Origin of the sequence: Sphingomonas endophytica (genome assembly GCF_014199415.1) — a bacterium.
In the GTDB taxonomy this organism is placed as follows: Bacteria; Pseudomonadota; Alphaproteobacteria; order Sphingomonadales; family Sphingomonadaceae; genus Sphingomonas; species Sphingomonas endophytica.
This window is the reverse complement of the sequence record NZ_JACIJN010000010.1, coordinates 108,738-132,986: the sequence shown is the minus strand read 5'-3', so window position 1 is coordinate 132,986 and position 24,249 is coordinate 108,738. Positions and strand designations below refer to the sequence as shown.

Annotated in this window: 23 protein-coding genes and 2 riboswitches; of the genes, 15 read left to right on the top strand and 8 right to left on the bottom strand. The window is 67.4% G+C overall.

Translation table 11 applies throughout. The annotated features are described in order from the left end of the window. Window positions 1-45: 45 nt before the first annotated feature. Window positions 46-2,862, top strand: a complete 2,817-nt coding sequence (locus tag FHS97_RS14710; protein ID WP_184039542.1) for a TonB-dependent receptor — start codon at window positions 46-48, stop codon at window positions 2,860-2,862. A 103-nt stretch (window positions 2,863-2,965) separates the two neighbouring features. Here FHS97_RS14710 and proS read toward each other — a convergent pair whose 3' ends face one another. Beyond that, window positions 2,966-4,495, bottom strand: coding sequence for a proline--tRNA ligase (proS, locus tag FHS97_RS14705; protein WP_184039539.1), 1,530 nt, complete (start codon window positions 4,493-4,495; stop codon window positions 2,966-2,968). Between the two features lie 31 nt (window positions 4,496-4,526). Next, complete coding sequence (locus FHS97_RS14700) at window positions 4,527-4,892, bottom strand: hypothetical protein (RefSeq protein WP_184039536.1); 366 nt, start codon at window positions 4,890-4,892, stop codon at window positions 4,527-4,529. Window positions 4,893-5,019: 127 nt separating this feature from the next. Here FHS97_RS14700 and FHS97_RS14695 point away from each other — a divergent pair, with 127 nt between their 5' ends. Further along, on the top strand, window positions 5,020-5,919 hold the full coding sequence (locus tag FHS97_RS14695) for a DMT family transporter (RefSeq protein ID WP_184039533.1): 900 nt from the start codon (window positions 5,020-5,022) through the stop codon (window positions 5,917-5,919). A gap of 96 nt (window positions 5,920-6,015) precedes the next feature. On the opposite strand, the gene gcvPB is transcribed toward FHS97_RS14695, so the two are convergent. The 4 genes from gcvPB to gcvT all read right to left on the bottom strand — a co-directional run bounded on the left by gcvPB (window position 6,016) and on the right by gcvT (window position 10,613). Next, window positions 6,016-7,590, bottom strand: a complete 1,575-nt coding sequence (gene gcvPB, locus FHS97_RS14690; RefSeq protein WP_184039530.1) for an aminomethyl-transferring glycine dehydrogenase subunit GcvPB — start codon at window positions 7,588-7,590, stop codon at window positions 6,016-6,018. Then, a complete protein-coding gene (gcvPA, locus tag FHS97_RS14685; protein WP_184039527.1) occupies window positions 7,587-8,945 on the bottom strand; it encodes an aminomethyl-transferring glycine dehydrogenase subunit GcvPA in 1,359 nt (452 codons plus the stop codon). The genes gcvPB and gcvPA overlap by 4 nt, the downstream gene beginning before the upstream one ends. A gap of 145 nt (window positions 8,946-9,090) precedes the next feature. Beyond that, window positions 9,091-9,462, bottom strand: a complete 372-nt coding sequence (gene gcvH / locus FHS97_RS14680) for a glycine cleavage system protein GcvH (RefSeq protein ID WP_184039523.1) — start codon at window positions 9,460-9,462, stop codon at window positions 9,091-9,093. Window positions 9,463-9,464: 2 nt separating this feature from the next. Further along, complete coding sequence (gcvT, locus tag FHS97_RS14675; protein WP_184039520.1) at window positions 9,465-10,613, bottom strand: glycine cleavage system aminomethyltransferase GcvT; 1,149 nt, start codon at window positions 10,611-10,613, stop codon at window positions 9,465-9,467. Window positions 10,614-10,671: 58 nt separating this feature from the next. Beyond that, window positions 10,672-10,777: riboswitch (glycine riboswitch) on the bottom strand. Then, a riboswitch (glycine riboswitch) is annotated at window positions 10,778-10,880 on the bottom strand. Window positions 10,881-10,997: 117 nt separating this feature from the next. Between gcvT and FHS97_RS14670 the strand changes: the two genes are divergently transcribed. Beyond that, window positions 10,998-11,261 (top strand): hypothetical protein, encoded by a 264-nt coding sequence (locus FHS97_RS14670; protein ID WP_184039517.1) that lies wholly within the window; start codon window positions 10,998-11,000, stop codon window positions 11,259-11,261. Here the strand turns inward: FHS97_RS14670 and FHS97_RS14665 are convergent. After that, entirely contained in the window at window positions 11,254-12,447 is a 1,194-nt protein-coding gene (locus tag FHS97_RS14665; RefSeq protein ID WP_184039514.1) for an MFS transporter, read from the bottom strand. The genes FHS97_RS14670 and FHS97_RS14665 overlap by 8 nt on opposite strands. Window positions 12,448-12,746: 299 nt before the next feature. Continuing rightward, a complete protein-coding gene (locus tag FHS97_RS14660) occupies window positions 12,747-13,928 on the bottom strand; it encodes a PQQ-dependent sugar dehydrogenase (protein ID WP_221233335.1) in 1,182 nt (393 codons plus the stop codon). A gap of 199 nt (window positions 13,929-14,127) precedes the next feature. Between FHS97_RS14660 and rimP the strand changes: the two genes are divergently transcribed. From rimP to rpsO, 12 genes are all read left to right on the top strand, one after another. Then, entirely contained in the window at window positions 14,128-14,733 is a 606-nt protein-coding gene (gene rimP, locus FHS97_RS14655; RefSeq protein ID WP_184039727.1) for a ribosome maturation protein RimP, read from the top strand. Continuing rightward, complete coding sequence (nusA, locus tag FHS97_RS14650; protein ID WP_184039511.1) at window positions 14,733-16,364, top strand: transcription termination factor NusA; 1,632 nt, start codon at window positions 14,733-14,735, stop codon at window positions 16,362-16,364. Before rimP ends, nusA begins: the two co-directional genes overlap by 1 nt. After that, window positions 16,364-16,594, top strand: coding sequence for a tautomerase family protein (locus FHS97_RS14645; RefSeq protein WP_184039508.1), 231 nt, complete (start codon window positions 16,364-16,366; stop codon window positions 16,592-16,594). Before nusA ends, FHS97_RS14645 begins: the two co-directional genes overlap by 1 nt. Continuing rightward, the gene (locus tag FHS97_RS14640) at window positions 16,575-17,309 is read left to right on the top strand and encodes a DUF448 domain-containing protein (protein ID WP_184039505.1); all 735 of its coding nucleotides are present in this window, start codon (window positions 16,575-16,577) and stop codon (window positions 17,307-17,309) included. Before FHS97_RS14645 ends, FHS97_RS14640 begins: the two co-directional genes overlap by 20 nt. Then, the gene (gene infB / locus FHS97_RS14635) at window positions 17,310-20,132 is read left to right on the top strand and encodes a translation initiation factor IF-2 (RefSeq protein WP_184039502.1); all 2,823 of its coding nucleotides are present in this window, start codon (window positions 17,310-17,312) and stop codon (window positions 20,130-20,132) included. It begins immediately after the preceding gene. 130 nt (window positions 20,133-20,262) lie between these two features. After that, window positions 20,263-20,646 carry a 30S ribosome-binding factor RbfA gene (rbfA, locus tag FHS97_RS14630; RefSeq protein WP_184039499.1) on the top strand — a complete coding sequence of 128 codons (384 nt, stop codon included), beginning with the start codon at window positions 20,263-20,265 and terminating at the stop codon, window positions 20,644-20,646. A 21-nt stretch (window positions 20,647-20,667) separates the two neighbouring features. Continuing rightward, window positions 20,668-20,943, top strand: coding sequence for an AbrB/MazE/SpoVT family DNA-binding domain-containing protein (locus tag FHS97_RS14625; RefSeq protein ID WP_184039496.1), 276 nt, complete (start codon window positions 20,668-20,670; stop codon window positions 20,941-20,943). Then, window positions 20,940-21,329 (top strand): type II toxin-antitoxin system VapC family toxin, encoded by a 390-nt coding sequence (locus FHS97_RS14620; RefSeq protein ID WP_184039493.1) that lies wholly within the window; start codon window positions 20,940-20,942, stop codon window positions 21,327-21,329. The genes FHS97_RS14625 and FHS97_RS14620 overlap by 4 nt, the downstream gene beginning before the upstream one ends. Then, entirely contained in the window at window positions 21,329-21,913 is a 585-nt protein-coding gene (locus FHS97_RS14615) for a thymidine kinase (protein WP_184039490.1), read from the top strand. Before FHS97_RS14620 ends, FHS97_RS14615 begins: the two co-directional genes overlap by 1 nt. A 270-nt stretch (window positions 21,914-22,183) precedes the next feature. Next, window positions 22,184-22,876: a site-2 protease family protein gene (locus FHS97_RS14610; protein ID WP_184039487.1), complete on the top strand. Its 693-nt coding sequence runs from the start codon at window positions 22,184-22,186 to the stop codon at window positions 22,874-22,876. 2 nt (window positions 22,877-22,878) lie between these two features. After that, window positions 22,879-23,772 (top strand): tRNA pseudouridine(55) synthase TruB, encoded by an 894-nt coding sequence (gene truB / locus FHS97_RS14605; RefSeq protein ID WP_246346699.1) that lies wholly within the window; start codon window positions 22,879-22,881, stop codon window positions 23,770-23,772. Between the two features lie 20 nt (window positions 23,773-23,792). Next, entirely contained in the window at window positions 23,793-24,062 is a 270-nt protein-coding gene (gene rpsO, locus FHS97_RS14600) for a 30S ribosomal protein S15 (RefSeq protein WP_028966110.1), read from the top strand. Window positions 24,063-24,249 lie beyond the last annotated feature (187 nt).

The window sequence follows — 24,249 nt, the reverse complement described above, 5'->3', positions numbered from 1 at the left end:
CGAACCTTCAAAGAGTTCGGATGACATTGGGAGAGAGATAGCGCCATGCGTCTTACCGCCACCCTTCTGTCCACCGCCGCCGCGGTGCTGGCGATGCCGGCCCTGGCGCAGGACCAGACGAGCCCCGTCACCACCAACGCCGCGGTCGCCGGACAGAGCGACACCGCGTCGGCGCAGTCGGGCGACACCGGGTTGCTCAACGCCGGCGACATCGTCGTGACCGCGACGCGCCGTGCCGAGCGGCTCGCCGACGTGCCGATCTCGATCAACGCCGTCAGCCAGGCCGCCTTGCAGAATTCCGGCGCGACCGACATCCGCCAGCTCGCGCAGCTCGCGCCATCGCTCAACGTCTCGTCGACCGGATCAGAGGCGAACGCCTCGGCGCGCGTCCGCGGCATCGGTACGGTCGGCGACAATCCCGGGCTCGAAAGCTCGGTGACGGTGTTCATCGACGGCGTTTACCGCAGCCGGACCGGCTCGGGGCTCAACGATCTCGGCGAGGTTGACCGGGTCGAGGTGCTGCGTGGGCCGCAGGGCACGCTCTCGGGGCGCAACTCCTCGGCGGGCGCGATCAACATCTATACCAAGGCGCCGTCATTCGACTTCGGCGGCTATGCCGAGGGGACGTACGGTAATTACGATTTCTACCGCGTCGCGGGGGCGATCACCGGACCGATCGTCAAGGACCTGCTGGCGTTCCGCATCGACGGCGTCGCCTCGAAGCGCGAGGGCTTCTACCGCGACGTTGTCAACGATACCGACTACAACGACCGCAACCGCTGGTTCGTCCGCGGGCAGTTGCTGCTCGAACCCTCGCCCGATTTCTCGGTGCGGCTGATCGGCGACTATACGTGGCGCAACGAGAAATGCTGCGGGGCGGTCTATGTCGATACGCGCGAGAAGACCGATCCGACGCCGGGCACGCCGGGTGATTATGCGATCAACCCGGCGGGCAATCGCATCGTCAGCGTCATGCAGCAGGTGGCGGCGCTGCGCGGCTATCCCGCGGGCAGCGTGTTCCCGGCCGGCAACGATCCGTACAGCCGCCGCATCGCCTTCACGCCGGGCCGCGCCTATTCCAACGTCACCAAGGATTATGGCGGGTCCGGGCAGATCGACTGGAATCTGGGCAGCGCCGCGCTCACCTCGATCACCGCCTATCGCGAGTACAAGTCGGACGGCGCGAACGACATCGACGCCAATGTCCTCGACATCGGCTATCGCCCGGACGACGGCAACAACTACCGGCAATTCCATACCTTCACGCAGGAATTGCGGCTGAACGGCGAGGCCTTCGGCGACCGGCTCAACTGGCTGATCGGCGGCTTCTTCAGCAACGAGGATTTGCAGGTCGTCGACAATCTGAAGTTCGGCCGCGACTATGGCGCGTTCGCGGCGTGCCGGATCGTCGCGACGATCAACCCCAATGCCGCGCTGCGCAACCCGGCCAATCCGGGGTGCCTGAGCGCCGCCGGGTCGGCGATCCTTCAGGGACAGGTGCCGGGCACGACCGCGGCATTCGGCGCGGCGACGCCGATCGTGCTGGGCAGCATCCGCCTGCTCTCGACGCTCAACGACCTTGGCACGACACGCGACGTCTACAACCAGAACAGCAAGAGCTTCGCGGTCTTCACGCACAACATCCTCCGGCTGACCGACAAGCTGTCGCTGACCGCAGGGCTGCGCTGGACCCGCGAGCAGAAGGACTTCGACGCGACCTTCGGCAACAACAACACCGTCTGTCCGCAGGTGCAGTCGCTGCTGGGTGCCACCCCTCAAGCCGGCAATTTGTTCAACAACGCGCAACTCGCCGCACTGACCCGTGGCATCGCGACGCTGGCGTGTACCGGCAATTCGTCGAGCCGGCTTAACGGGCAGACGATCAACGACAAGCTGCGCGAGAATCAGCTGACCGGCACCGCGGTGCTGAGCTGGAAACCGACCGACCGGTTGATGACCTATGCCAGCTATTCGCGCGGCTACAAGGCGGGCGGCTATAATCTCGACCGCTCCGATCTGGGCGACGCCTATAATCCGGCGACGATCGCCAATATCGACGGCAGCCGGCTGCGCTTCGATCCCGAGACGGTCAATGCCTATGAGGTCGGGCTGAAATATTCGAGCCGGCAGTTCACGTTCAACCTCGCGGGCTTCCGGTCCGAGTTCAAGAACTTCCAGCTCAACACCTTCAACGGCACCAATTATGTCGTCGAGAATATCGGATCGTGTTCGGACGGGCTGAACGGCACCGATCGCGACAATTCGCTCGCCACGGGCGCATGCAGCGGCGATGTCCGGTACGGCGTGGTGAGCCAGGGCTTCGAGGCGGAGGCAGGCTTCTACCCGGCCGAACATCTCGCGATCAACATGGGCTATACGTTCGCCGACACGAAGTACCGCCGCAATCTCGTCGGCTCGGACGCGGGCGCGGCGCTCGATCCGGCGTTGTTCCTGCTGTCGGGATCGCAGATGTCGAATGCGCCGCGCAACGTCATCACCACGTCGGTGAGCTGGAACCCGCCGATCGGCAGCAGCGGCATGTCGGCGCTGTTCTACGTCGATCAGCGGACGGTGTCGGATTACAACACCGGCTCCGACCTGTTCGTCGAGAAGACGCAGGACGGCTTTACCTTGCTCAACGCGCGCATCGGGTTGCGCGGCAATCAGGATCGCTGGGCGGTCGAGGTGTGGGCGCAGAATTTGCTCGACACGGAGTATCAGCAGGTGGCGTTCAACGCGCCGTTCCAGGGCGCGGGCAGCCTCCAGCAGGTGCAGTCGTTCGGCGGGGTCGGCAACCAGCTGTTCGCGTCGTTCCTCGCCGAGCCGCGGACCTACGGACTGACCCTGCGGACGCGGTTCTGAGCGGGAACGGCCGATTTTTCATCATTGCGAGCGCAGCGAAGCAATCCAGAGTTGGACCAGGACGCCCTGGATTGCTTCGCTACGCTCGCAATGACGAAGTGCGTCAGTAAGCGCGGCCGACCAGCACGCGTTCGACTGCGGCGTCGCCGGTAAAGATGCACGCACCGTCCGTTGCCGCCTGCCCCATCGGCGCGTTGCGCAGCGTCAGCTTGAGCGCCTTCAGCCGCTCGACCACCGCATCGAGCCCCGCACCGGTCGGGCGTGACCATTGCACTTCCAGCCAGCCGGGGTTCTTTGCGCCCTTGGCGAAATGCGCCTCGACCTGCGCCCAGTCGCCGGCCGGCGTGATGTTCGCGTCGAGGCGCTTCTTGGCCTGATCGAACAAGGTCTGCTGGATGTCCTCCAGCAGCGCCGCGACACCGCCCGCGAAGCCGTCACGCGCCACCGCAGCGCTGTCGAGCTTGCCGTCCTCGCGGTACAGGTGGTCGCGGCGGATCACCGAGATGTTGCCCGCCGCCATATCGCGCCCGCCGACTTCGATCACGAGCGGCGCGCCCTTCTTGATCCAGCCCCAGCGCTTGTTCGTCGCCTTGACCGGCTTGAGATCGAGCAAGGCGCGTACCGGCTCCCCGAACGCGCTTTCCGCCGCCAGCGCCTGCTGCAATTCGCGGCAATAGCTCACCAGCGCCTCGTCCTCCGGCGTGTCGCGCAGCATCGGGACGATCACCACCTGCCACGGCGCGACGCGCGGCGGCACGCGCAGCCCGTCGTCGTCGCCATGCACCATGATGAGCGCACCGATCATCCGCGTCGACACGCCCCAGCTGGTCGTCTGCGCATGTTCCAGTTGCCCCTCGGCATTCTGGAAGCGGATGTTCTGCGCCTTGGCGAAATTGGTGCCGAGGAAATGCGAGGTGCCCGCCTGGAGCGCCTTGCCGTCTTGCATCATCGCCTCGATCGACCAGGTGCCGACCGCGCCGGGGAAGCGCTCGTTCTCGGGCTTCTCGCCCGCGATCACCGGCACCGCGACGCAATTTTCGGCGAAGTCGCGATAGACTTCGAGCATCTTCAGCGTTTCCTCGCGCGCCTCGTCGGCGGTGGCATGCGCGGTGTGTCCCTCTTGCCACAGGAATTCGGCGGTGCGCAGGAACATGCGGGTGCGCATTTCCCAGCGCACGACGTTCGCCCATTGGTTGATGAGTACCGGCAGGTCGCGCCACGATTGCACCCAGCGCGCGAAGGCATGGCCGATCACCGTCTCGCTGGTAGGGCGGACGACGAGCGGCTCCTCCAGCTTCGCGGCGGGATCGGGGACCAGACCGCCCTTCCCGTCGGCGATCAGCCGGTGATGGGTGACGACCGCCATTTCCTTGGCGAAGCCTTCGACATGGCTGGCTTCCTGCTCGAAATAGCTGAGCGGGATGAAGACCGGGAAATAGCAATTCTCATGACCGGTCGCCTTGATGCGATCGTCGAGCAGCCGCTGGAACCGTTCCCAGATCCCATAGCCCCATGGCCGGATGACCATGCAGCCGCGCACGCCCGATTCCTCGGCCATGTCGGCCTCGGTGATGACGGATTGATACCAGGCGGCGAAATCGGCCTCGCGGGTGACGGGGAGCGCATGTTTCATGCGCGACGCCTAGCCAAAGCCGCCCGGCGCGTCACCCCCTCGACACGGATTGCGTCGGGCGGCTGCGTGGCGGCGTGTCCAGGGTCGCAAACGTGACGAAGGCGGCAAGGAGGATGACGCCGAACGCCCATCCGAAGCGATCGAGAAACGGCATCGGTGATTTCCCGAGCCGTTCCTCTACCTCGCGGGCATCGACTTCGTTGCCGCGACCACAGATGTCGCATGCGTCGCGGTAGGTCTTTCGGGTCGCCCGGCGAAAGATCCACCAGACGTGGTGAACACGATAGTGCAACAGCCGGTAGAAGTCGCGGTCATGCTCGCAGATACCGCAGAAATAGCTGCCGGTCAGACCCAGATTGATGACAACGGTCTTCGAACCCCAATTGATAAAGAACATGCATGCCCCCCGCCCTGTTTTCCCATTATAGACGCGAACGGCACGCCCCGTGGCGGGCGACACGATCCGCCGCAGCCGCGAGGCTGCGGGGTTCCTTTGCGCGCGCCCCGCGGCTAGGGACGGCGGCATGTCGGGTGATCGCGTCCTGAAGGGCATCGCCCTGCGCCTGCTGGCGATCTTCTTTCTCTCCACGATGTCGGCGCTGGTGAAGCTCGCCGAGACGCGCGGGGCATCGCTGCCCGAGACGATGTTCTGGCGACAGGCGTGCGCGCTACCGGTCGTGCTGGCGTTCGTGGCGGCGACGCGCGGGCTGGGCTCCTTGCGCACGACGCGGATCAAGGGGCATCTGGCGCGCTCGCTGGTCGGGGTCGTCGGGATGGTGTTCACGTTTGGCGCGGTGCTGCTGCTGCCGCTTGCCGAAGCGACGACCTTTCAGTTCACGGTGCCGATCTTCGCGACGATCCTCGGCGCGCTGGTGCTCGGCGAGCGCACCGGCGTGCAGCGCTGGGGTGCGGTGCTGGTCGGGTTCGCGGGGGTGCTGATCGTCGCGCAGCCGGGCGGCGGAACGCACGTGCCGCTGTTCGGGGCGATCGTCGGGTTGCTGGCGGCGTTGTTCGTGGCGCTGGTCGCGATCCTGCTGCGGCAATTGCGCGACGAGCCGTCGGGGACGACGGTGTTCTGGTTCTCGGTGCTGACGCTGCCGTTGATCGCCGTGCCCTATGCCTTCCACCTCAAGACGCACGATCCGCTGACGTGGCTGAACCTCGCTGCGATCGGACTGGTCGGCGGGTGCGGGCAACTGGCGCTGACCGGCGCGGCGAAGCTGGCGCCGGTGACGACGGTGGTGCCGATGGACTATTCGGGGCTGATCTGGGCGACGCTCTACGGCTGGCTGCTGTTCGGGGTGCTGCCGAGCACGATGACGTGGGTCGGCGCACCGGTGATCATCGCGAGCGGGCTGTTCATCGTGTGGCGCGAGCAGCGGCTGGGCAAGCAGCAGACGGTGACGGCCGCGCCGGAGGATTGAGCGGCGGCACGTCATTGCGAGCGTAGCGAAGCAATCCAGAGGCCAGCGTGTGACCCCCTGGATTGCTTCGCTACGCTCGCAATGACGGTCCGGCGTTTACTCCGCCGCCTCGGCCTGCACGACCAGAGGCTTCCACGTCAGCACCGGCTTGCGCGCCGCGAGCGTCTCGTCGAGGCGCGCGCGCGGTGCGAAGTGCGGGGCGGTCTTGAGCGACGGGTCACCGGCCTTCGCCCGCTCCGCCACCGAACGCAGCGCGCCGATGAACTGGTCGAGCGCGGCGCGGCTCTCGGTCTCGGTCGGCTCGATCAGCATCGCGCCATGGACGACCAGCGGGAAATACATGGTCATCGGGTGGAAGCCCTCGTCGATCAGCGCCTTGGCGGCGTCGATCGTCGAGAAGCCGGCCGCGAAGCCCTTATCCGAGAAGATCGCCTCGTGCATGCACGGCCCCGCCCCGGCGAACGGCGCGTCGAACACGTCCTCCAGCGAGCGCAGCACGTAATTGGCGTTGAGCACCGCGTCTTCGGCGACCTGCTTCAACCCGTCCGCGCCGTGGCTGAGGATATAGGCGAGCGCGCGGGTGAACATGCCCATCTGGCCGTGGAAGGCGACCATGCGGCCGAAGGTGTCGGGATGGTCGTCGCCCGCGGTCTCTTCCTCGATCAACTGGATGTGCCCGTCGGCCATCCGCGCGGTGAACGGCAGCGGGCCAAACGGCGCGAGCGCCTCCGACAGCACCACCGGCCCCGAACCCGGCCCGCCGCCGCCATGCGGGGTCGAGAAGGTCTTGTGCAGGTTGATGTGCATCGCGTCGACGCCGAGGTCGCCCGGCCGCACGCGCCCGACAATCGCGTTGAAATTCGCGCCGTCGCAATAGACATAGCCGCCTGCGGCATGGACCGCGTCGCTGATCTCCTTGAGATCACGCTCGAACAGCCCGCAGGTATTCGGGTTGGTGATCATCACCGCGGCGACGTCCGGCCCAAGCCGCGCCTTGAGCGCCGCGGTGTCGACGCGGCCGTCGGCGGTGGCGGGAATGTCCTCGACCGTGAAGCCCGCGAAGGCGGCGGTCGCCGGGTTGGTGCCGTGTGCGCTCTCGGGGACCAGCACGACCTTGCGATGGCCTTGCCCACGCTTCTCCAGCGCCGCCTTGATGCACAGGATGCCGCACAGCTCGCCATGCGCGCCGGCCTTGGGGCTCATCGCCACGCCGTGCATGCCGGTCAGCTTGATCAGCCATACCGCCAGCTCGTTGATGACGCCCAACGCGCCCTGCACGGTGTCGACCGGCTGGAGCGGGTGGATGTCGGCGAAACCGGGCATCCGCGCGACCTTCTCGTTGAGGCGCGGATTATGCTTCATCGTGCACGAGCCGAGCGGGAACAGCCCGAGGTCGATCGCGTAATTCTGGCGGCTGAGGCGGGTGTAGTGGCGGACCGTCTCCTGCTCCGACAGGCCGGGCAGCCCGATCGCGCTCTTGCGCGTCAAGTCGCCGAGCCGTGAGCCGGCGACATCGCCGTCTGCGAAATCGACACCGGTCGTCTCGGTCGAGCCGATCTCGAAGATCAGCGGCTCTTCGAGCATCAGCGCCTTGTTGCCGGTGAAGGTGGGCGCAGCGCCCTCGCCTTTGACGGGGGCGGTCGGCTTCCAGCCGCTTGCATTGATGCTCATGCCAGTGCCTCCTCAAGCGCGGTCGCCAGCGCCTCGATATCCTCGTCGGTCGCGGTTTCGGTGACCGCGACGATCAGCCCGTTCGCCAGCGCATCCTCGCCCGGATAGAGCCGGCCGAGCGACACGCCGGCCAGCACGCCCTTGTCGGCAAGATCGCGCACCACGGGTCGCGCCTCCTTGCCGATGTCGAGCGTGAATTCGTTGAAGAAGGTGTCGTTGACGACGCGCACGCCCGGCACCTTCGCCAGCCGGTCCGCCGCGCGGCACGCCCCCGCGTGGTTGAGCGCCGCCAGCCGCCGCAATCCCGCCTCGCCCAGCAACGTCATGTGGATCGAAAAGGCCAGCGCGCACAGCCCGGAGTTGGTGCAGATGTTGCTGGTCGCCTTCTCGCGGCGGATATGCTGCTCGCGGGTGGAGAGCGTCAGCACGAAGCCGCGACGGCCCTCGGCATCGACGGTCTGCCCGCACAACCGGCCCGGCATCTGGCGGACGTATTTCTCCTTGCAGCCGAACAGCCCGACATAGGGTCCGCCGAACTGGAGCCCGACGCCGAGCGACTGGCCCTCGCCGACGACGATGTCGGCGTCCATCTCGCCGGGTGCGCGCAGCGCGCCGAGCGCGACCGGCTCGGTGACGACCGCGATCAGCAGCGCCTTCTTCGCGTGGCAGGCGTCGGCGAGCGGGGTCAGGTCGGCGATACGGCCGAGGATGTCGGGATATTGAACGACCACGCACGAGGTATCGTCGTCGAGCTTCGCGATCAGCGCGTCGAGATCGGCGTCGGCGGAGAGCGTCGGCAGCGCGGTGTCGAGCACGTCGCCGGTGTATTTGGCCATCGTCTTCGCAACCGAGACGTAATGCGGGTGCAGCCCGCCCGACAGGATCGCCTTGCCGCGCCGTGTGATCCGCCGCGCCATGCCGATCGCTTCCCAGCACGCGGTCGAGCCGTCGTACATGCTGGCGTTCGCGACATCGGTGCCGAGCAGCGCGGCGACCTGCGTCTGGAACTCGAACAGCATCTGGAGCGTGCCCTGCGCGATCTCCGGCTGGTACGGCGTATAGGCGGTCAGGAACTCGCCGCGCTGGATCAGGTGATCGACGCTGGCGGGGACGTGATGGCGATACGCCCCGGCGCCGAGGAAGAACGGCACGTCGCCCGCGACGGTGTTCTTGCGGGCGAGCGCGGCCATGTGGCGCTCGACCGCCAGCTCGCTGGCGTGCATCGGCAGATCGTGGATTGGGCCGTCGAGGCGCGCAGCCTCGGGCACGTCGGCGAACAATGTGTCGATCGACGACGCGCCGATCACGGCCAGCATGTCCTGGCGGTCGGTGGGGGTCAGGGGCAGGTAGCGCATCGAGTGCTCCTCCCCTCCCTTTCAAGGGAGGGGCCGGGGGTGGGTTTCGTCCAGGGGTACGGGTAGCTGCATCGCGCGGCGTCGGCCGTATTCGAGCACGCCACCCACCCCAACCCCTCCCTTGAAAGGGAGGGGCTATGTCACATCACAACTTCGCGACGAACGCGGCGTAGGCGGTTTCGTCCATCAGCGCGTCCAGCTCGGACGCGTCCGACAGCGTGATCTTGAAGAACCAGCCTTCGCCTTCGGGGTCGCTGTTGACCAGCGCCGGCTCGTCGGTCAGCGCCGGATTGCCTTCCAGCACATTACCCGACACCGGCGAATAGACGTCCGATGCGGCCTTGACGCTCTCGACCACCGCGGCCTCGTCGCCCTTCGACAGCGAGCGGCCAGCGTCGGGCACTTCGACGAACACGATGTCGCCGAGCTGGCTCTGCGCATAGTCGCTGATGCCGACCGTGCCGGTGTCGCCATCGACGTCGATCCACTCGTGATCCTCGGTGAAATAACGGCTCATCTTTACTTCACTCCTCGGAAGTAGCGGTGGGGAACGAACGGCATCGCGGTGACGGTGGCGCGGTGCGCCTTGCCACGCTGCGATAGGGTAACGACGGTGCCGGGAACGGCATCGGCGAGCGGGACATAGGCCATCGCGATCGGCGCCCCGACCGACGGCGCGAAGCCGCCGCTGGTGACGCGGCCGACGACCGCGCCCGAAGCGTCGAGCACGTCGGCGCCTTCGCGGACCGGCTGGCGTCCCTCGACCAGCAGGCCGACGCGCTTGGTGGCGGGGCCGCTCTCGCGCTCGGCAAGGATGCGCGCGGCGCCGGGAAAGTCGGCGGTCTCGCGGCGGCGCTTGAACAAGGCGAAGCCGAGATCGGCCTGCACCGGGGTGATCGCGGGATCGAGGTCGTGACCGTAGAGCGGCAACCCTGCCTCAAGCCGCAGCGAGTCGCGCGCGCCGAGCCCGATCGGCTTGATCTCGGGCTGCGCGACCAGCGCGTCGGCGAACGCCTCGGCGGCCTCGGCGGGCACCGACATCTCGACGCCGTCCTCGCCGGTATAGCCCGAGCGGCTGATCCAGAGCGCGTGGCCGTTCCACTCGAACGCGCCGGCCTGCATGAAGGTCAGCGCCGCGACACCGGGCACGAGCCGCGCGACGGCGTCGACCGCCTTCGGCCCCTGTACCGCGAGCAAAGCGTGGTCTTCCATCATGTTGAGCGTGATGTCGTCGGGCAGATGCTCGATCATGTGCGCGACGTCGTCGTACTTGGTCGCGCCGTTGACGACCATGTAGATGCGATCCGCGGCTTGCGGCGTCAGCATCAGATCGTCGAGCACGCCACCCTCTTCGTTGAGCAGCAGCGAGTAACGCGCCTTGTTGAGCGGCGCATCATGAATCGCGGCGGGCATCAGCGCCTCGAGCGCGGTGGCGACGTTATCGCCGGTGATCGACAACTGGCCCATGTGGCTAACGTCGAACAGCCCGGCGTTCTCGCGCGTCCAGAGATGCTCGGCCATGATACCCTCATACTGAACGGGCATGTGATAGCCGGCGAACTCGACCATGCGGCCGCCCTTCGCGCGGTGCCAGGCGTCGAGCGGGAGCGTCAGGATCTCCAGCGGCTCGAAACCGTCGTCTTCATGGGTGGCGGGCGTATCGCTCATCACAGGTCTTCCGTCACAAGAGGCCGGTGCGCGGAGCCGAAGCCCGTTGACGATCCGAATGTCCCCCTCTGTCACGGAACCTGAGAGCTTTCCCCGGTCGCGCCGGGTTACCCCTTCGGTGGGCGCGCGGGCAGAAGCCTGCGTGCCGCTTTCCAGAGTGTCGATCGGCCGGCGCGGTCCCTGCTGCCTGAGAGATTCCGGGGTGGTTGCTCCTTCGGCGGCGGCTGGTGACCTGAAAGGCCGGCCGCGCTCTCCCGCGCCTGCCCATGCCCCTCGCGCGGCATCGACTGAACCGCGCTCTACGCCCGCCGGAGCGGGAGTCAATCGCCGAGTGGAGCCGTTACGTGCGCGGCACGTTTACACCCGAGGTAGAGGAGATCGACAATGGACACTGCCACCTCCCCGGTCGTCGAGCGGATCGCGCGCGTGCTCGCCGCGCAGCACCTGAGCGCCAACGGGCACGGCACCGTCGAATCGGCCAGCGCGCAGGTCGATGCGCAATGGAAGGATCACCGCGACGATGCGATCGCGGTGCTGCACACGATGCGCGCACCCAGCCCGGCGATGGCGGCGGCCGGCGATGTTGCGGTGTGGGAGCGAATGATGCTGGCGGCGATCGCGGAGGCGAAGCCCGGCATCGTCATGTAGTTGCCGGCGCGGTACGGCGCTGGAGCAGCCACGAGCCGGCGAGCACCACCAGTCCGGCGACGCCGAGCGCCGCCCCGACCAGACCGGTCGACGTCCAGCCCCAGCCAGCGGCGATCGCCATACCGCCCAACCACGGCCCGAGCGCATTGGCGGTGTTGAATGCCGAATGGTTGAGCGCGGCGGCCAGTGATTGCGCGTCGCCCGCGACGTCCATGAGCCGGGTCTGGAGTACGGTGCCGAGCGACCCCCCGATCCCGATCGCGACCATCGCGACGAGCACGGTCGCGAAATGCTGAGCCGCGAGCGGCCAGAGCAGCAACGCCGCGATGCTCCACACCAGGATCGCGGCGGCAGTCGGCAGCAGCGCACGGTCGGCGAACTTCGGGACGATCAGGTTGCCCGCGGTCATGCCGACGCCGAAGGCCGCGAGCGCGAACGGCACCATGCGCGGGCCGACCTGCGTTACGTCGGCCATCGTGTCGGCGAGATAGGTGTAGACCGCGAACAATCCCCCGAAGCCGATCGCGCCGATCCCGAGCGTCAGCCACACCTGCGGGCGCCGGAGCGCGCGCAGTTCCGCCAGCGGGCTCGCCGCCGGATCGCCATGGTCGCGCGGCGCGAAGACCGCCACCAACGCGGCGGTAAGCGCGGCCAGACCGGCGACGACGAAGAAGCACGACCGCCAGCCGAGCAACTGCCCCATGAAATTGGCGAGCGGCACCCCGACGATCGTCGCCACGGTCAGCCCCAGAATAACGCGCGCGACCGCCTGCGTTCGCCGGCCCGGATCGACCAGCGACGCCGCGACCAGCATCGCGATTCCGAAATAGGCGCCGTGCGGCAGACCCGCCATGAAGCGGAACAGCATCATCCAGCCGTAGGTCGGTGCCAGCGCGGAGAGGCCGTTGCCGAGCGCGAAGAGGGTCATCAACGCGATGAGCAGATGCCGCCGCGCCATCCGTGCGCCGAGCACCGCGAGCAACGGCGCACCGACCACTACGCCCAGCGCATAGGCGCTGATGACGTGCCCGGCAGTCGGGGCGTCGACGCCGAGATCGCGCGCCATATCGGGCAGCAGGCTCATCGTCGCGAATTCGGTGGTGCCAATCGCAAACCCGCCGACCGCGAGCGACAAATGGATCAAGCCGACGGGTGCAGTGCGCACGTCGGCGATGGCGATGGCCATGCGATTTCCCCGGGTCGGCTGTTCTGGTGAACGGCATAGCTGGCGATGCTGCGGTGCAGCGTCAAGGCCTTGCCCTGAAAGCTACCGTTGCTCCCGCGAAGGCAGGAGCCCATGGCTGGCGTTGGAGGCGCAATGCATTTGACACATAAGCGAAAGCGAGTGTGTCAAACCATTCGCGACACTCGCCAGACACGGGCCCCTGCCTGCGCAGGGACGACGGTGGGTGAAGGTGTCGCCTGTCCGCGCCTGCCGTCATCACGGACTGGATCCGGAAGCCCGCGTCTTCTGCTCGCGACGGTTCACGACGCCGGCGTCAACCGTAGCAACCGGCCCTGCGAGTCGCCGCCGTCCTCCAGCACGTAGATCGCTCCGTCGGGCCCCTGCTCGACCTCGCGGATCCGCGCGCCCATCGACCATTGGTCGCCCTTGGTCGCGTTGATCCCGTTCAGATCGACGCGCACCAGCGACTGCGACGACAGGCCGCCGATGAACGCGTCACCCTTGTACTGCGGGAACAGCTCGCCCGAGTAGACCATCAGCCCGCCGGGCGAGATCACCGGGTTCCACCACACCTTGGGTGCCTCAAAGCCGTCGCCGGGCGCATGGTCGGGAATGTCGCTGCCGTCGTAGTTCGAGCCGTTCGAGACGTTCGGCCAGCCGTAATCGCGGCCGGGCAGCACCAGGTTCAGCTCGTCCCCGCCCTTGGGCCCCATCTCCTGCTGCCAGAGATGGCCCTGTGCGTCGAAGGCGAGCCCGAGCAGGTTGCGGTGCCCGTTGCTCCATACCTCGGGCAGGAAGCCCTGTGCCGCGAGCGGGTTGTTCGCCGCCGGCTTGCCATCGGGGGTGAGCCGCAGCACCTTGCCGAGCGACCCGCCTTTATCCTGCGCGGGCGTGAACTTCTGGCGGTCGCCATTGGTGAAGAACAGATACTGACCGTCGGGCGAGAAGGCGATCCGCCCCGAATAATGGCCGTCGCCGTTGACCAACGGTGTGGCGCGATACAGCGCCTCGATCATCGAAAGACGTTCGGCCCCCGCGTCGCCCGACAGCACGCCACGCGCGAGCACCACGCCCTTGCCGCCCTGCCCGGCGGCCGAATAGCTGAAATAGACGCGCTTGCTGGTCGCGAAATCGGGGGCGAGCACCACGTCCATCAATCCGCCCTGCCCGGCGGAATCGACATCGATGGTCGCGATCGTGCGGCGGGCGGAGCCATCCGCGCTGACGAGCAACAATTCGCCCTTCTTCTCGGTGACCAGCATCCGCCGGTCGGGAAGGAAGGTCATCGCCCAGGGCGCGTCGAAATCGGCGACCACCGCGCGGGCGAACGGCGTCCCCGCAACCGGCGTGCCGCTCGGCGAGGGTGAAGGGCTCGGCGTCGGCGTCGGCGCGGCGGCGACCGGCTGCACCGCGGCCGAATCCTCCCCGTTGCAAGCCGCCGCAGCGGTGAGCGCGACGGCGGCGAGCGCGATACGGTACAGCACCCCGATTCTCCTTATTTCATCCGGATTTCATTCAACAAACCCGTGTTCCCTGCATTGTTCCGGCAGGCGGGGCTAGGCGCTTGCGAGCGTAGCGCAGTGGCGCTATATGGACGGTGCTTTCTCTTACATCGCGAGGTGATAAGGGGCTGCGGGGTTCGCTCCGCGGCGGCAAGAAACGCATGTGCGGTAGGTGCTTTTGAACGACATCACTCCCCTCGTCCGGTTGATCGAGCCAGAGGCCGATGCGCTCGGTTTCGCGCTGGTGCGCGTCCGGCTGTTCGGCAAGGACGACGAGCGCACGCTGCAGATCATGGCCGAGCGGCCCGACACGCGGCAGCTCAACATCGACGATTGCGCCGAACTGTCGCGCCGCATCTCGGACAAGCTCGACGCACTGGAAGAAGCCGGCAAGGACCCGATCGAGGGTGCGTACCGGCTGGAAGTGTCGTCGCCGGGCATCGACCGCCCGCTGACCCGCAAACAGGACTTCATCGACTGGGCCGGGCATGAAGCGCGGATCGTGCTGACCGAGGCGGTCGACGGGCAGAAGCAGTTCAAGGGCGACCTCGAGGGCATCGATTCCGACGGGATGATCGCGATCCGCCATCCGCGCACCGGCGTGCTGGAGCAGGTACCGTTCGCGTTGATCGCCGATGCCAAGCTGGTGCTGACCGATCGGCTGATCGAAGCCACCGTCCCGTTCTCGATGGAGGGCGCGGAAGAAGAGATTCAGATAACGTCCACGGACGATAGTGACGACATGTCCGCGCACGCGGACGGGGAAGAAGAGGAAACCCACTGATGGCCACCGGCGTCACCGCCAATCGTGCGGAGCTGATCGCGATCGCCAATTCGGTCGCTTCGGAGAAGATGATCGACAAGGCGATCGTCATCGAAGCGATGGAGGACGCGATCCAGCGCGCCGCGCGCACGCGCTACGGCCAGGAAATGGACATTCGCGCGAAGCTGGACGCCAACAACGGCGACCTGCGGCTGTGGCGCGTCGTCGAGGTGGTCGAGCAGGTCGACGACATCTACAAGCAGGTCGACGTCAACGGCGCGCAGAAGCTGCAGCCGGGGGCGAGCGTCGGCGACTATCTGGTCGACCCGCTGCCGCCGATCGAGTTCGGCCGTATCCAGGCGCAGGCCGCCAAGCAGACGATCTTCCAGAAGGTCCGCGATGCCGAGCGCGAGCGCCAGTATGAAGAGTTCAAGGAACGCGCCGGCGAGATCATCACCGGCGTCGTCAAGCGCGTCGAGTTCGGCCACATCGTCGTCGACCTCGGCCGCGCCGAGGGCGTGATCCGCCGCGACGCGCAGATCCCGCGCGAGGTGGTGCGCGTCAACGACCGTATCCGTTCGCTGATCCTGAAGGTGGTGCGCGAGAACCGCGGGCCGCAGATCTTCCTGAGCCGCGCGCATCCCGACTTCATGAAGAAGCTGTTCGCGCAGGAAGTGCCGGAAATCTACGACGGCATCATCGAGATCAAGGCCGCCGCCCGCGATCCGGGCAGCCGCGCCAAGATCGGCGTCATCTCGCATGATTCGAGCATCGACCCGGTCGGCGCGTGCGTCGGCATGAAGGGCAGCCGCGTGCAGGCGGTCGTGCAGGAGATGCAGGGCGAGAAGATCGACATCATCCCGTGGTCGCCCGACACCGCGACGTTCGTCGTCAATGCGTTGCAGCCGGCGAACGTCGCGCGCGTCGTGATCGACGAGGAAGAGGATCGCATCGAGGTGGTCGTCCCCGACGATCAGCTCAGCCTCGCGATCGGCCGTCGCGGCCAGAACGTTCGCCTCGCCAGCCAGTTGACCGCCAAGGCGATCGACATCCTGACCGAGACCGACGCCAGCGAGAAGCGTCAGCAGGAGTTCGTCAAGAATTCCGAGACCTTCCAGAACGAGCTGGACGTCGACGAGACGCTGGCGCAGCTGCTGGTCGCCGAGGGCTTCGGCGCGCTGGAAGAGGTCGCCTATGTCGAACTCGACGAGCTGGCCGGGATCGAGGGCTTCGACGAGGATCTCGCGCAGGAGCTGCAAAGCCGTGCGCAGGAAGCGCTCGATCGCCGCGAACAGGCCAATCGCGAGGAGCGGCAGGCGCTGGGCGTCGAGGATGCGCTGGCCGAGCTGCCGTATCTGACCGAGGCGATGCTGGTCACGCTCGGCAAGGCCGGGATCAAGACGCTCGACGACCTCGCCGATCTGGCGACCGACGAGCTGGTCGAGAAGAAGCGCGCCGAGCCGCGCCGCCGCAACGACGATGCGCCGCGCCGCACCGATCGTCCCGAGAACAAGGGCGGCGTGCTGGGCGAGTATGGCCTCAGCGACGAGCAGGGCAATGAGATCATCATGGCCGCGCGCGCGCACTGGTTCGACGACGAGCCGGCCGCCGAGCAGCCCGCCGAGCCGGCGTCGGAGGATCAGGACGCCTGATGCCGTTCGTATCGATCCGACTGGCCGGCGCGGCGACGCGCGAACAGAAAGCGGCGATCGTGGCGGACGTCACGACGTCGCTCGTCACGCGGCTGGGCAAGAACCCGGCCGCGGTGCAGATCGTGATCGAGGAAGTGTCGACCGAGAATTACGGTGCGGGCGGCCAGTTGCTGGCCGACCGCGACGCGCCCGTTGCCAAGGGAGACGCACATGCGGACCCCCGACAATGAGACGCTAGACGGCGCTCCCGAACGGTCCTGCATCCTCACCCGCGAGCGCGCGTCGCCCGCGGCGCTAATCCGGCTGGCGCTCGCCCCTGACGGGCGAGTGCTGCCGGACGTGCGCGCGAAGGCGCCGGGCCGCGGGGCGTGGATCGGGGTCGATCGCGCCGGGCTGGAACAGGCGATCGCCAAGGGCAAGTTACGCGGCGCGCTCGCGCGGGCGTTCAAGACCGGCGAGCTGACGATCCCCGACGATCTGCCCACGCTGATCGCCGCCGCGCTGGAACGCAATGCGCTCGACCGGCTCGGGCTGGAATCGCGCGGGGGCACGATCCTGACCGGCTCGGAGCGGATCGAGGCCGCCGCGCGCTCGGGCAAGCTCCACGCGCTCTACCACGCCGCCGACGCGGCCGAGGACGGGTGCCGCAAGCTGGCGCAGGCGTGGCGCGTTGGGTCCGATCGCGAAGGTTCCGACGTCAGGGGCTTGGCACTGCCGGTGGCGCGCCCCATATTGTCGTTGGCGCTGGGCCGCGAAAATGTGGTACACATCGGCGTCATCGACCGCGCTGCGGCCAAACGACTCAGCGAAGCGCTCGATCGTTGGCTGCACTTTATCGGCCCTGATCTGAATACAGCACCTTGCGCTACGGCCGCGCAAGGCGCATCGGCGCCCGGCATTGCCGGGGCGACCGTTACCGGCCGTGAGACTGCACGAGGAATTTGAGTGAGCGAGACCGACAACGACAAGCCGAAACTCGGAATGCGCCAGCCGCTGGGGCTCAAGCGCACGGTCGAGACCGGCAAGGTGAAGCAGAGCTTCAGCCACGGCCGTAGCAATACGGTGGTGGTCGAGGTGAAGCGTCGCCGCGTGCTCGGTCCGCAAGGCGGTGCGCCCGAGGCGGCGACTGCGGCACCCGAGCCGACCCCGGCGCCCGCCGCGCCGGTCGCTGCGCCGCGTCCCGCGCCGCGCCCGCCGGTCTCGAACGAGACCGCGCAGGAGCGCCAGGCGCGTCTGCTGCGCGAGGCCGAAGACCAGCGGATGCACACGCTCGAGGAATCGCGCCGTCGCGAGGACGCCGAGCGTCAGCGCGCCGCCGAAGAAGAGCGTCGTCGTGCCGAAGAGCGCGCGCGTGCCGAAACCGAGGCAACCGCCAAGGCGGCGGAGCCGACGCCCGCCCCCGCGCCAGCCGCGCCGGAGCCGGTCGCCGCCCAGCCTGCGCCCGAGCCGACCCCGGCCCCGGCGCCTGCCCCGGCACCGGTCGAAGCGACCACGCCGGCTCCTGCCGCTACGCCTGCGCCGACCCCTGCCCCCGCTCCGGCGGCAGTGACAACCCCGGCGCCGGTCGCCGCGGCGCCGAAGCCGGCGCCCGCACCGCGTGCCGCGCCGACGCCAGCGCCTGCCCCGTCGCTTGGGCTGGGTCGCGATCCGTCGATGCCCGCGCCGCGGCGCTTCTCGCCGGTCGCACGTCCCGAAATCCCCAAGCCGCAGCCCAAGCCGGCGCCGGCACCGGCTCCCGCAGCGGCTCCGACGGCGGCGGCGAGCGCTTCCGCAACTGGCGGCAGCAATGCGCCGCGCAGCCTGCCGAGCGGTCAGGCGACCCCGCGCAATAACAGCCCGGCGCGTCCGCAGCAGCGGGATCGCAAGGGTGACGAGCGTCGCGGCGGCAAGCTGACCGTCACGCGCGCGCTCAACGAGGATGGCGCACGCGCCCGCAGCCTCGCGGCGCTCAAGCGCGCCCGCGAGAAGGAGAAGCGTGGCTTCGGCGGCCCGCGCGAACCGCAGGCCAAGCAGGTCCGCGACGTGCAGGTGCCCGAGGCGATCACGGTGCAGGAACTCGCGAACCGTATGGCGGAGCGCGGCGCCGATCTGGTCAAGACGCTGTTCAAGATGGGCATGCCCGTCACGATGACGCAGACGATCGACCAGGACACCGCCGAGCTGCTGGTGACCGAATTCGGCCACAACATCGTCCGCGTGTCGGACTCGGACGTCGATCTCGCGATGGACACCACCGAGGATGCGGCCGAGACGCTGCAGACGCGTCCGCCGGTCGTTACGATCATGGGCCATGTCGATCACGGCAAGACCTCGCTGCTCGACGCGCTGCGCGGCACCGATGTCGTGCGCGGCGAGGCCGGTGGCATCACCCAGCATATCGGTGCCTATCAGGTCACGCTGAAGGACAAGTCGAAGGTCACCTTCCTCGACACGCCGGGCCATGAGGCATTCACCGCGATGCGTGCGCGTGGTGCCGATGTCACCGACATCGTGGTGCTGGTGGTCGCGGCCGACGACGGGCTGATGCCGCAGACGATCGAGGCGATCAATCACACCAAGGCGTCGGGCAAGCCGATGATCGTGGCGATCAACAAGATCGACAAGCACGAGGCGAATGCCCAGCGCGTCCGCGAGCGGCTGCTCGAGCACAACATCCAGGTCGAGATGATGGGCGGCGAGACGCAGGACGTCGAGGTCTCCGCGCTCAAGAAGATCGGGCTCGACGAGCTGATCGAGAAGATCCAGCTCCAGGCCGAACTGCTCGACCTGCGCGCGAATCCGGATCGTGCCGCCGAGGGCAGCGTGATCGAGGCCAAGCTCGACAAGGGCCGCGGCCCGGTCGCCACGGTGCTGGTGACGCGCGGCACGCTCAAGGTCGGCGACGTGTTCGTCGTCGGTGCGGAAAGCGGCAAGGTCCGTGCACTGGTCGACGACAAGGGACGTCAGCTCAAGTCGGCGGGTCCGTCGATGCCGGTCGAGGTGCTCGGCCTGTCGGGCACGCCGTCGGCAGGCGACCAGTTGCAGGTCGTCGAGAACGAGCAGCGTGCACGCGAAGTCGCTGAATATCGCCAGAGCGTGGTGCTCCAGAAGCGCACGACCTCGGCGCCGACCAGCCTCGAGAACATGTTCTCGGCGCTGCGCGCGAACGCCGCGATCGAATATCCGCTGGTGGTGAAGGCTGATACGCAGGGTACGGTCGAGGCGATCGTCGCGTCGATCAACAAGATCTCGACCGATCTGATCCGCGCGCGCGTGCTGCACGCGGGTGTCGGCGGGATCACCGAGAGCGACGTGACGCTGGCGGGCGCCAGCGGCGCGCCGATCATCGGCTTCCACGTCCGCGCCAATGCCAAGGCGCGCGAGATCGCCGAGCGGCAGAAGGTGGCGTTGAAATATTACGACGTCATCTATGACCTGATCGACGAGATCCGCGCCGGCATGGCGGGCGAGCTCGGGCCGGAAGCGTTCGAAACCGTCGTCGGTCGCGCGGAAATCCGCGAGGTCTTCTCGGCGGGCAAGCATGGCCGGGCCGCCGGTCTGCTGGTCACCGAGGGTGTCATCCGCAAGGCGCTCAAGGCGCGCATCACGCGCAACGACGTCATCATCTACAATGGTGAGATTGCGTCGCTGCGTCGCTTCAAGGACGACGTGCCCGAAGTGCGCGCCGGTCTGGAGTGCGGTGTCACGTTCACGCAGAACTTCATCGACATCAAGGCCGGGGATTATCTCGAAACCTTCGAGGTCGAACTGCGCGAGCGTACGCTTTAAGTCTCAACGTCAAAGCCCTCTCCCCTCCGGGGAGAGGGTTGGGTGAGGGGTTGCCACGAGCGTCTTCCTCGGTGAGACACCGACCCCTCTCCCCCACCCTCTCCCCGGAGGGGAGAGGGAGTTATCCACTATGACCGACAAGCCAGAAAAATCTGTCCGCACGCTGCGCGTCGGCGAGCAGGTCCGTCACATCCTGTCCGAAGTGCTTCAGCGCGGTGACGTGCATGACGAGACGCTCGCCAGCCATATGGTCAGCATCACCGAAGTGCGCATGTCGCCGGACCTGCGCCACGCGACGGTGTTCGTGAAGCCGCTGCTCGGCAAGGACGAGGAAGCGGTGCTGAAGGCGCTGCGCACCAACACGGCCTATCTGCAACGCGAGGTCGCGACGCGCGTGAAGATGAAATATGCCGCGCGGCTCAAGTTTCTGGCTGACGAGAGCTTCGACGAGGGCAGCCATATCGATGCGCTGCTGCGGCGTCCGGAGGTGGCGCGCGACCTTGACGGGGAATGAGGTAAGACGCATCTTACCGGCATGAGGGCGCGCACGACATTATCGGCCAAAGGGCAAGTCGTTATCCCCAAGGATGTGCGGGATGCGCTGGGGCTCCATGCGGGGCAGCAGCTTGACGTCATCCGCTCCGGCGATGCGGTGCTTCTCCGTCCTACACCCGCGAAAAGCGGCCAGTCGGCTGACGAGGTCGCGGCTCGGGTCCGCGAACTCGCCGGCTCCTACCGCGGGCCGCCCGTGTCGATCGACGACATGAACGCGACGATTGCGGGTCACTGGGCATCCAGCGGTCGCCAATGAAGGCGATCGACACCAATGTTGTGGTTCGCCTGTTGATTGGCGATGATCCTGCTCAACAGGCGACCGCGAGGGCATTGCTGGGCGCGCCAGTGCTGGTGACGATCACCGTCTTGATCGAAAGCGCATGGGTATTGCGCTCGCGTTACGGCTTTGATCGCGCGACCGTCGCGGCGCTGCTCGACGCCTTTCTGGACTATCCCAACGTGCTGGTGCAGGCGGAGGCGCGGGTCCGCTGGGCATTGGCGCGCTATCGCAGCGGCGGCGACATCGCAGACCTTCTCCACATTGCGGCAGCCGAACCTGCCAATCGCTTCGTGACCTTCGATCGCGGCATCGGTCCGGCAGCGGGAGACGACTGCCCGCTCGTTATCGAGACGCTTACATAATGGCCAAGCTGTATTTCTACTATGCCAGCATGAACGCCGGCAAGTCGACCAACCTGCTGCAGGCCGACTTCAACTATCGGGAGCGCGGGATGGCGACGATGCTGTTCACGGCGGCGGTCGACGATCGCTTTGCCGCGGGGACGATCGCGTCGCGGATCGGCCTGTCCGCGCCGGCGACGATGTTCGATTCGGGCACCGACCTCGCCGCGTGCGCCCTCGCACGTCATGTCGAGACACCGCTCGCGTGCGTGCTGGTCGATGAGGCGCAGTTCCTGACCGCGGCACAGGTCGACCAACTCGCCGCGCTGGCGGATCGCGTGGGGATACCGGTCCTCGCGTACGGGTTGCGCACCGACTTTCGTGGCGCGCTGTTCGAAGGATCGGCACGGCTGCTGGCGTTGGCGGACTCGCTCGTCGAGATCAAGTCGGTGTGCGAATGCGGGCGCAAGGCGACGATGAACCTGCGCGTCGATGCCGAGGGGCGCCCGGTGGCGGAGGGGCGGCAGACCGAGATAGGCGGGAACGATCGGTATGTTGCTTTATGCCGGCGGCATTTCAGCGCGGCGTTGCAAGCGAAGGCGTAACCGGATCGGGCCAGTGCGCGCTTGTTCTTCCTGTCGCGAACCGACAAGCTCCAGCAATGACGATCTTGGGCGAGTTGGTGGTGGAGGTAGCCCAAGGTCTCTGGGAATATACGTTCGAGGCCGCATATAAACGATGGGGCTGGATGGCAGGCGTACTTACCTTGCTTGGCCCTATCGCCTTCTTGGCTTTGCTGATGTGGGCGATCTTCGCGTAGCATTGCACGCCATCCCGCCTAGCCATCCCCCCGCCCCCGCCCTATCTGCGCGGGCATGAACCCGAACGGCATCATCTGGTCGGCGGCGATCTGGATCATTCCGCTCGTCATCGCGATCGTCTTCCACGAGGTCGCGCATGGCCTCGCCGCGCGCGCGCTCGGCGATCCGACCGCGCAGGAGCAGCGGCGGTTGTCGCTCAACCCGCTGCGCCACGTCGATCCGATCGGGACGGTCGTGCTCCCGCTGATGCTCGCGATCGCCAAGGCGCCAGTGTTCGGCTGGGCGAAGCCGGTGCCGGTCGACTCGCGACGCCTGCCCCACCCACGCCGCGACATGATGCTGGTCGCTCTCGCCGGCCCGGGATCGAACCTCGTGCTGGCGCTGATCGGCGCGGTGCTGCTCGGGCTGTTCACGCGCGATATCTATGGCGTCGCGCCCGGCAGCCTCACCGCGTTCGTCGCCGCCAACCTGCTCAATTTCGTCATCATCAACGTCTTTCTCGCGATCTTCAACCTGATCCCGCTGCCGCCGTTCGACGGCGGGCACGTCGTGGCCGGCTTGCTCCCCGAACCGCTCGCGCAGCGCTGGGACGGCCTCGCGCGCTTCGGCTTTCCGTTGCTGATCGTGCTGCTGCTCGTCCTGCCGTCGCTGGTGCCGGGCGCGAATATCGTCCAGCGGCTCGTCCAGCCGCCCGCGCAGGCGCTCGCCGAATGGTATCTCGCGCTTGCGGGAGCGATTGGCGCGTGACGCTGCACGGATGGCTGGTCCTCGACAAGCCGCTCGGGCTCGGCTCGACGCAGGGCGTCTCGGCGGCGAAGCGCGCGTTGCGCACCGGCGGCTATGGCAAGGCCAAGGTCGGGCATGGCGGGACGCTCGATCCGCTGGCGACCGGCGTGCTGCCGATCGCGATCGGGGAGGCGACCAAGCTGGCCGGGCGGATGCTCGACAGCGACAAGGTCTATGATTTCACGATCTGGTTCGGTGAGCAGACCGACACGCTCGACGCCGAGGGCAAGGTGATCGCGACCAGCGACGCGCGCCCGACGGCGGCGGCGCTGGAGGCGATCCTGCCGCGCTTCACCGGCCCGACCGCGCAGGTGCCCCCCGCCTATTCGGCGCTCAAGGTCGACGGCCAGCGCGCCTATGACCTCGCCCGCGCTGGCGAGGAGGTGGTGCTGGCGACGCGCGACGTGACGATCCATGCGCTGACGCTGGCGACCGCGCCCGATGATGGTCCGCTGGAGCAGGCGACGCTGACCGCGCACGTCTCCAAGGGCACGTACATCCGCAGCCTCGCGCGCGACATCGCGCTGGCGCTCGGCACGGTCGGCCATGTCACCTATCTGCGCCGGACAAAGGCGGGGCCGTTCTCGCTCGATCAGGCGATTACGCTGGACAAACTGGACGAAGTCGCTAAGGCGCGCAGCCTTGAACACTCTCTCCTGCCATTGAGCGCAGGGCTGGACGACATCCCGGCTCTCGCACTCACACCCGACCAGGCAGGGGCGCTCCGTCAGGGGCGTGTGCTGGCCGGGATCGCCGCCGACGACGGTCAGGCCTTTGCCGTGCTGGGGGAAATGCCCGTCGCACTGGTCGAGGTGGAGCAAGGCTCCGTTCGCGTCGTCCGGGGCTTCAACCTGTAGAAGATGTCGTAGGAACACATATGTCGATTACCGCAGAACGCCGTCAGGAAGTCATCAAGGACAACGCCCGCGCCGAAGGCGACACCGGGTCGCCCGAGGTCCAGGTCGCGATCCTGACGGAGCGGATCAAGAACCTGACCGAGCACTTCAAGGGCCACGCCAAGGACAACCACTCCCGCCGCGGCCTGCTGATGATGGTCAACAAGCGTCGTTCGCTGCTCGACTATCTCCGCAAGAAGGACGGTGACCGTTATTTGGCGCTCATCGCCAAGCTCGGCCTCCGCAAGTAACATCAAGGGGCGGCCCGCAAGGTCGCCCCTTTTGTCATCCCCGCTTTTGTCATCCCGGTGTAAGCCGGGTCCAGCATGTAAGAGCGTCAGACGGCGCTTTCCCGGTCCGCTGGAGCCGGGACGGAAGAGACGGCAATACGGCCATATCTTCCCGGGCCACTATCGGCCCGCACGCAGGCCCCCCGCG

Excerpts from the sequence above, each read along its gene's own strand:
- gcvPA (WP_184039527.1), bottom strand. The coding sequence starts at position 8,945 with ATGCGCTACCTGCCCCTGACCCCCACCGACCGCCAGGACATGCTGGCC.
- gcvPB (WP_184039530.1), bottom strand. The coding sequence starts at position 7,590 with ATGAGCATCAATGCAAGCGGCTGGAAGCCGACCGCCCCCGTCAAAGGC.
- FHS97_RS14665 (WP_184039514.1), bottom strand. The coding sequence starts at position 12,447 with ATGGCCATCGCCATCGCCGACGTGCGCACTGCACCCGTCGGCTTGATC.
- FHS97_RS14620 (WP_184039493.1), top strand. The coding sequence starts at position 20,940 with ATGAAGGCGATCGACACCAATGTTGTGGTTCGCCTGTTGATTGGCGAT.
- FHS97_RS14700 (WP_184039536.1), bottom strand. The coding sequence starts at position 4,892 with ATGTTCTTTATCAATTGGGGTTCGAAGACCGTTGTCATCAATCTGGGT.
- FHS97_RS14615 (WP_184039490.1), top strand. The coding sequence starts at position 21,329 with ATGGCCAAGCTGTATTTCTACTATGCCAGCATGAACGCCGGCAAGTCG.
- FHS97_RS14670 (WP_184039517.1), top strand. The coding sequence starts at position 10,998 with ATGGACACTGCCACCTCCCCGGTCGTCGAGCGGATCGCGCGCGTGCTC.
- FHS97_RS14625 (WP_184039496.1), top strand. The coding sequence starts at position 20,668 with ATGAGGGCGCGCACGACATTATCGGCCAAAGGGCAAGTCGTTATCCCC.
- FHS97_RS14610 (WP_184039487.1), top strand. The coding sequence starts at position 22,184 with ATGAACCCGAACGGCATCATCTGGTCGGCGGCGATCTGGATCATTCCG.
- FHS97_RS14645 (WP_184039508.1), top strand. The coding sequence starts at position 16,364 with ATGCCGTTCGTATCGATCCGACTGGCCGGCGCGGCGACGCGCGAACAG.
- gcvH (WP_184039523.1), bottom strand. The coding sequence starts at position 9,462 with ATGAGCCGTTATTTCACCGAGGATCACGAGTGGATCGACGTCGATGGC.
- proS (WP_184039539.1), bottom strand. The coding sequence starts at position 4,495 with ATGAAACATGCGCTCCCCGTCACCCGCGAGGCCGATTTCGCCGCCTGG.
- rbfA (WP_184039499.1), top strand. The coding sequence starts at position 20,263 with ATGACCGACAAGCCAGAAAAATCTGTCCGCACGCTGCGCGTCGGCGAG.
- FHS97_RS14695 (WP_184039533.1), top strand. The coding sequence starts at position 5,020 with ATGTCGGGTGATCGCGTCCTGAAGGGCATCGCCCTGCGCCTGCTGGCG.
- FHS97_RS14710 (WP_184039542.1), top strand. The coding sequence starts at position 46 with ATGCGTCTTACCGCCACCCTTCTGTCCACCGCCGCCGCGGTGCTGGCG.
- FHS97_RS14640 (WP_184039505.1), top strand. The coding sequence starts at position 16,575 with ATGCGGACCCCCGACAATGAGACGCTAGACGGCGCTCCCGAACGGTCC.
- rpsO (WP_028966110.1), top strand. The coding sequence starts at position 23,793 with ATGTCGATTACCGCAGAACGCCGTCAGGAAGTCATCAAGGACAACGCC.
- gcvT (WP_184039520.1), bottom strand. The coding sequence starts at position 10,613 with ATGAGCGATACGCCCGCCACCCATGAAGACGACGGTTTCGAGCCGCTG.
- nusA (WP_184039511.1), top strand. The coding sequence starts at position 14,733 with ATGGCCACCGGCGTCACCGCCAATCGTGCGGAGCTGATCGCGATCGCC.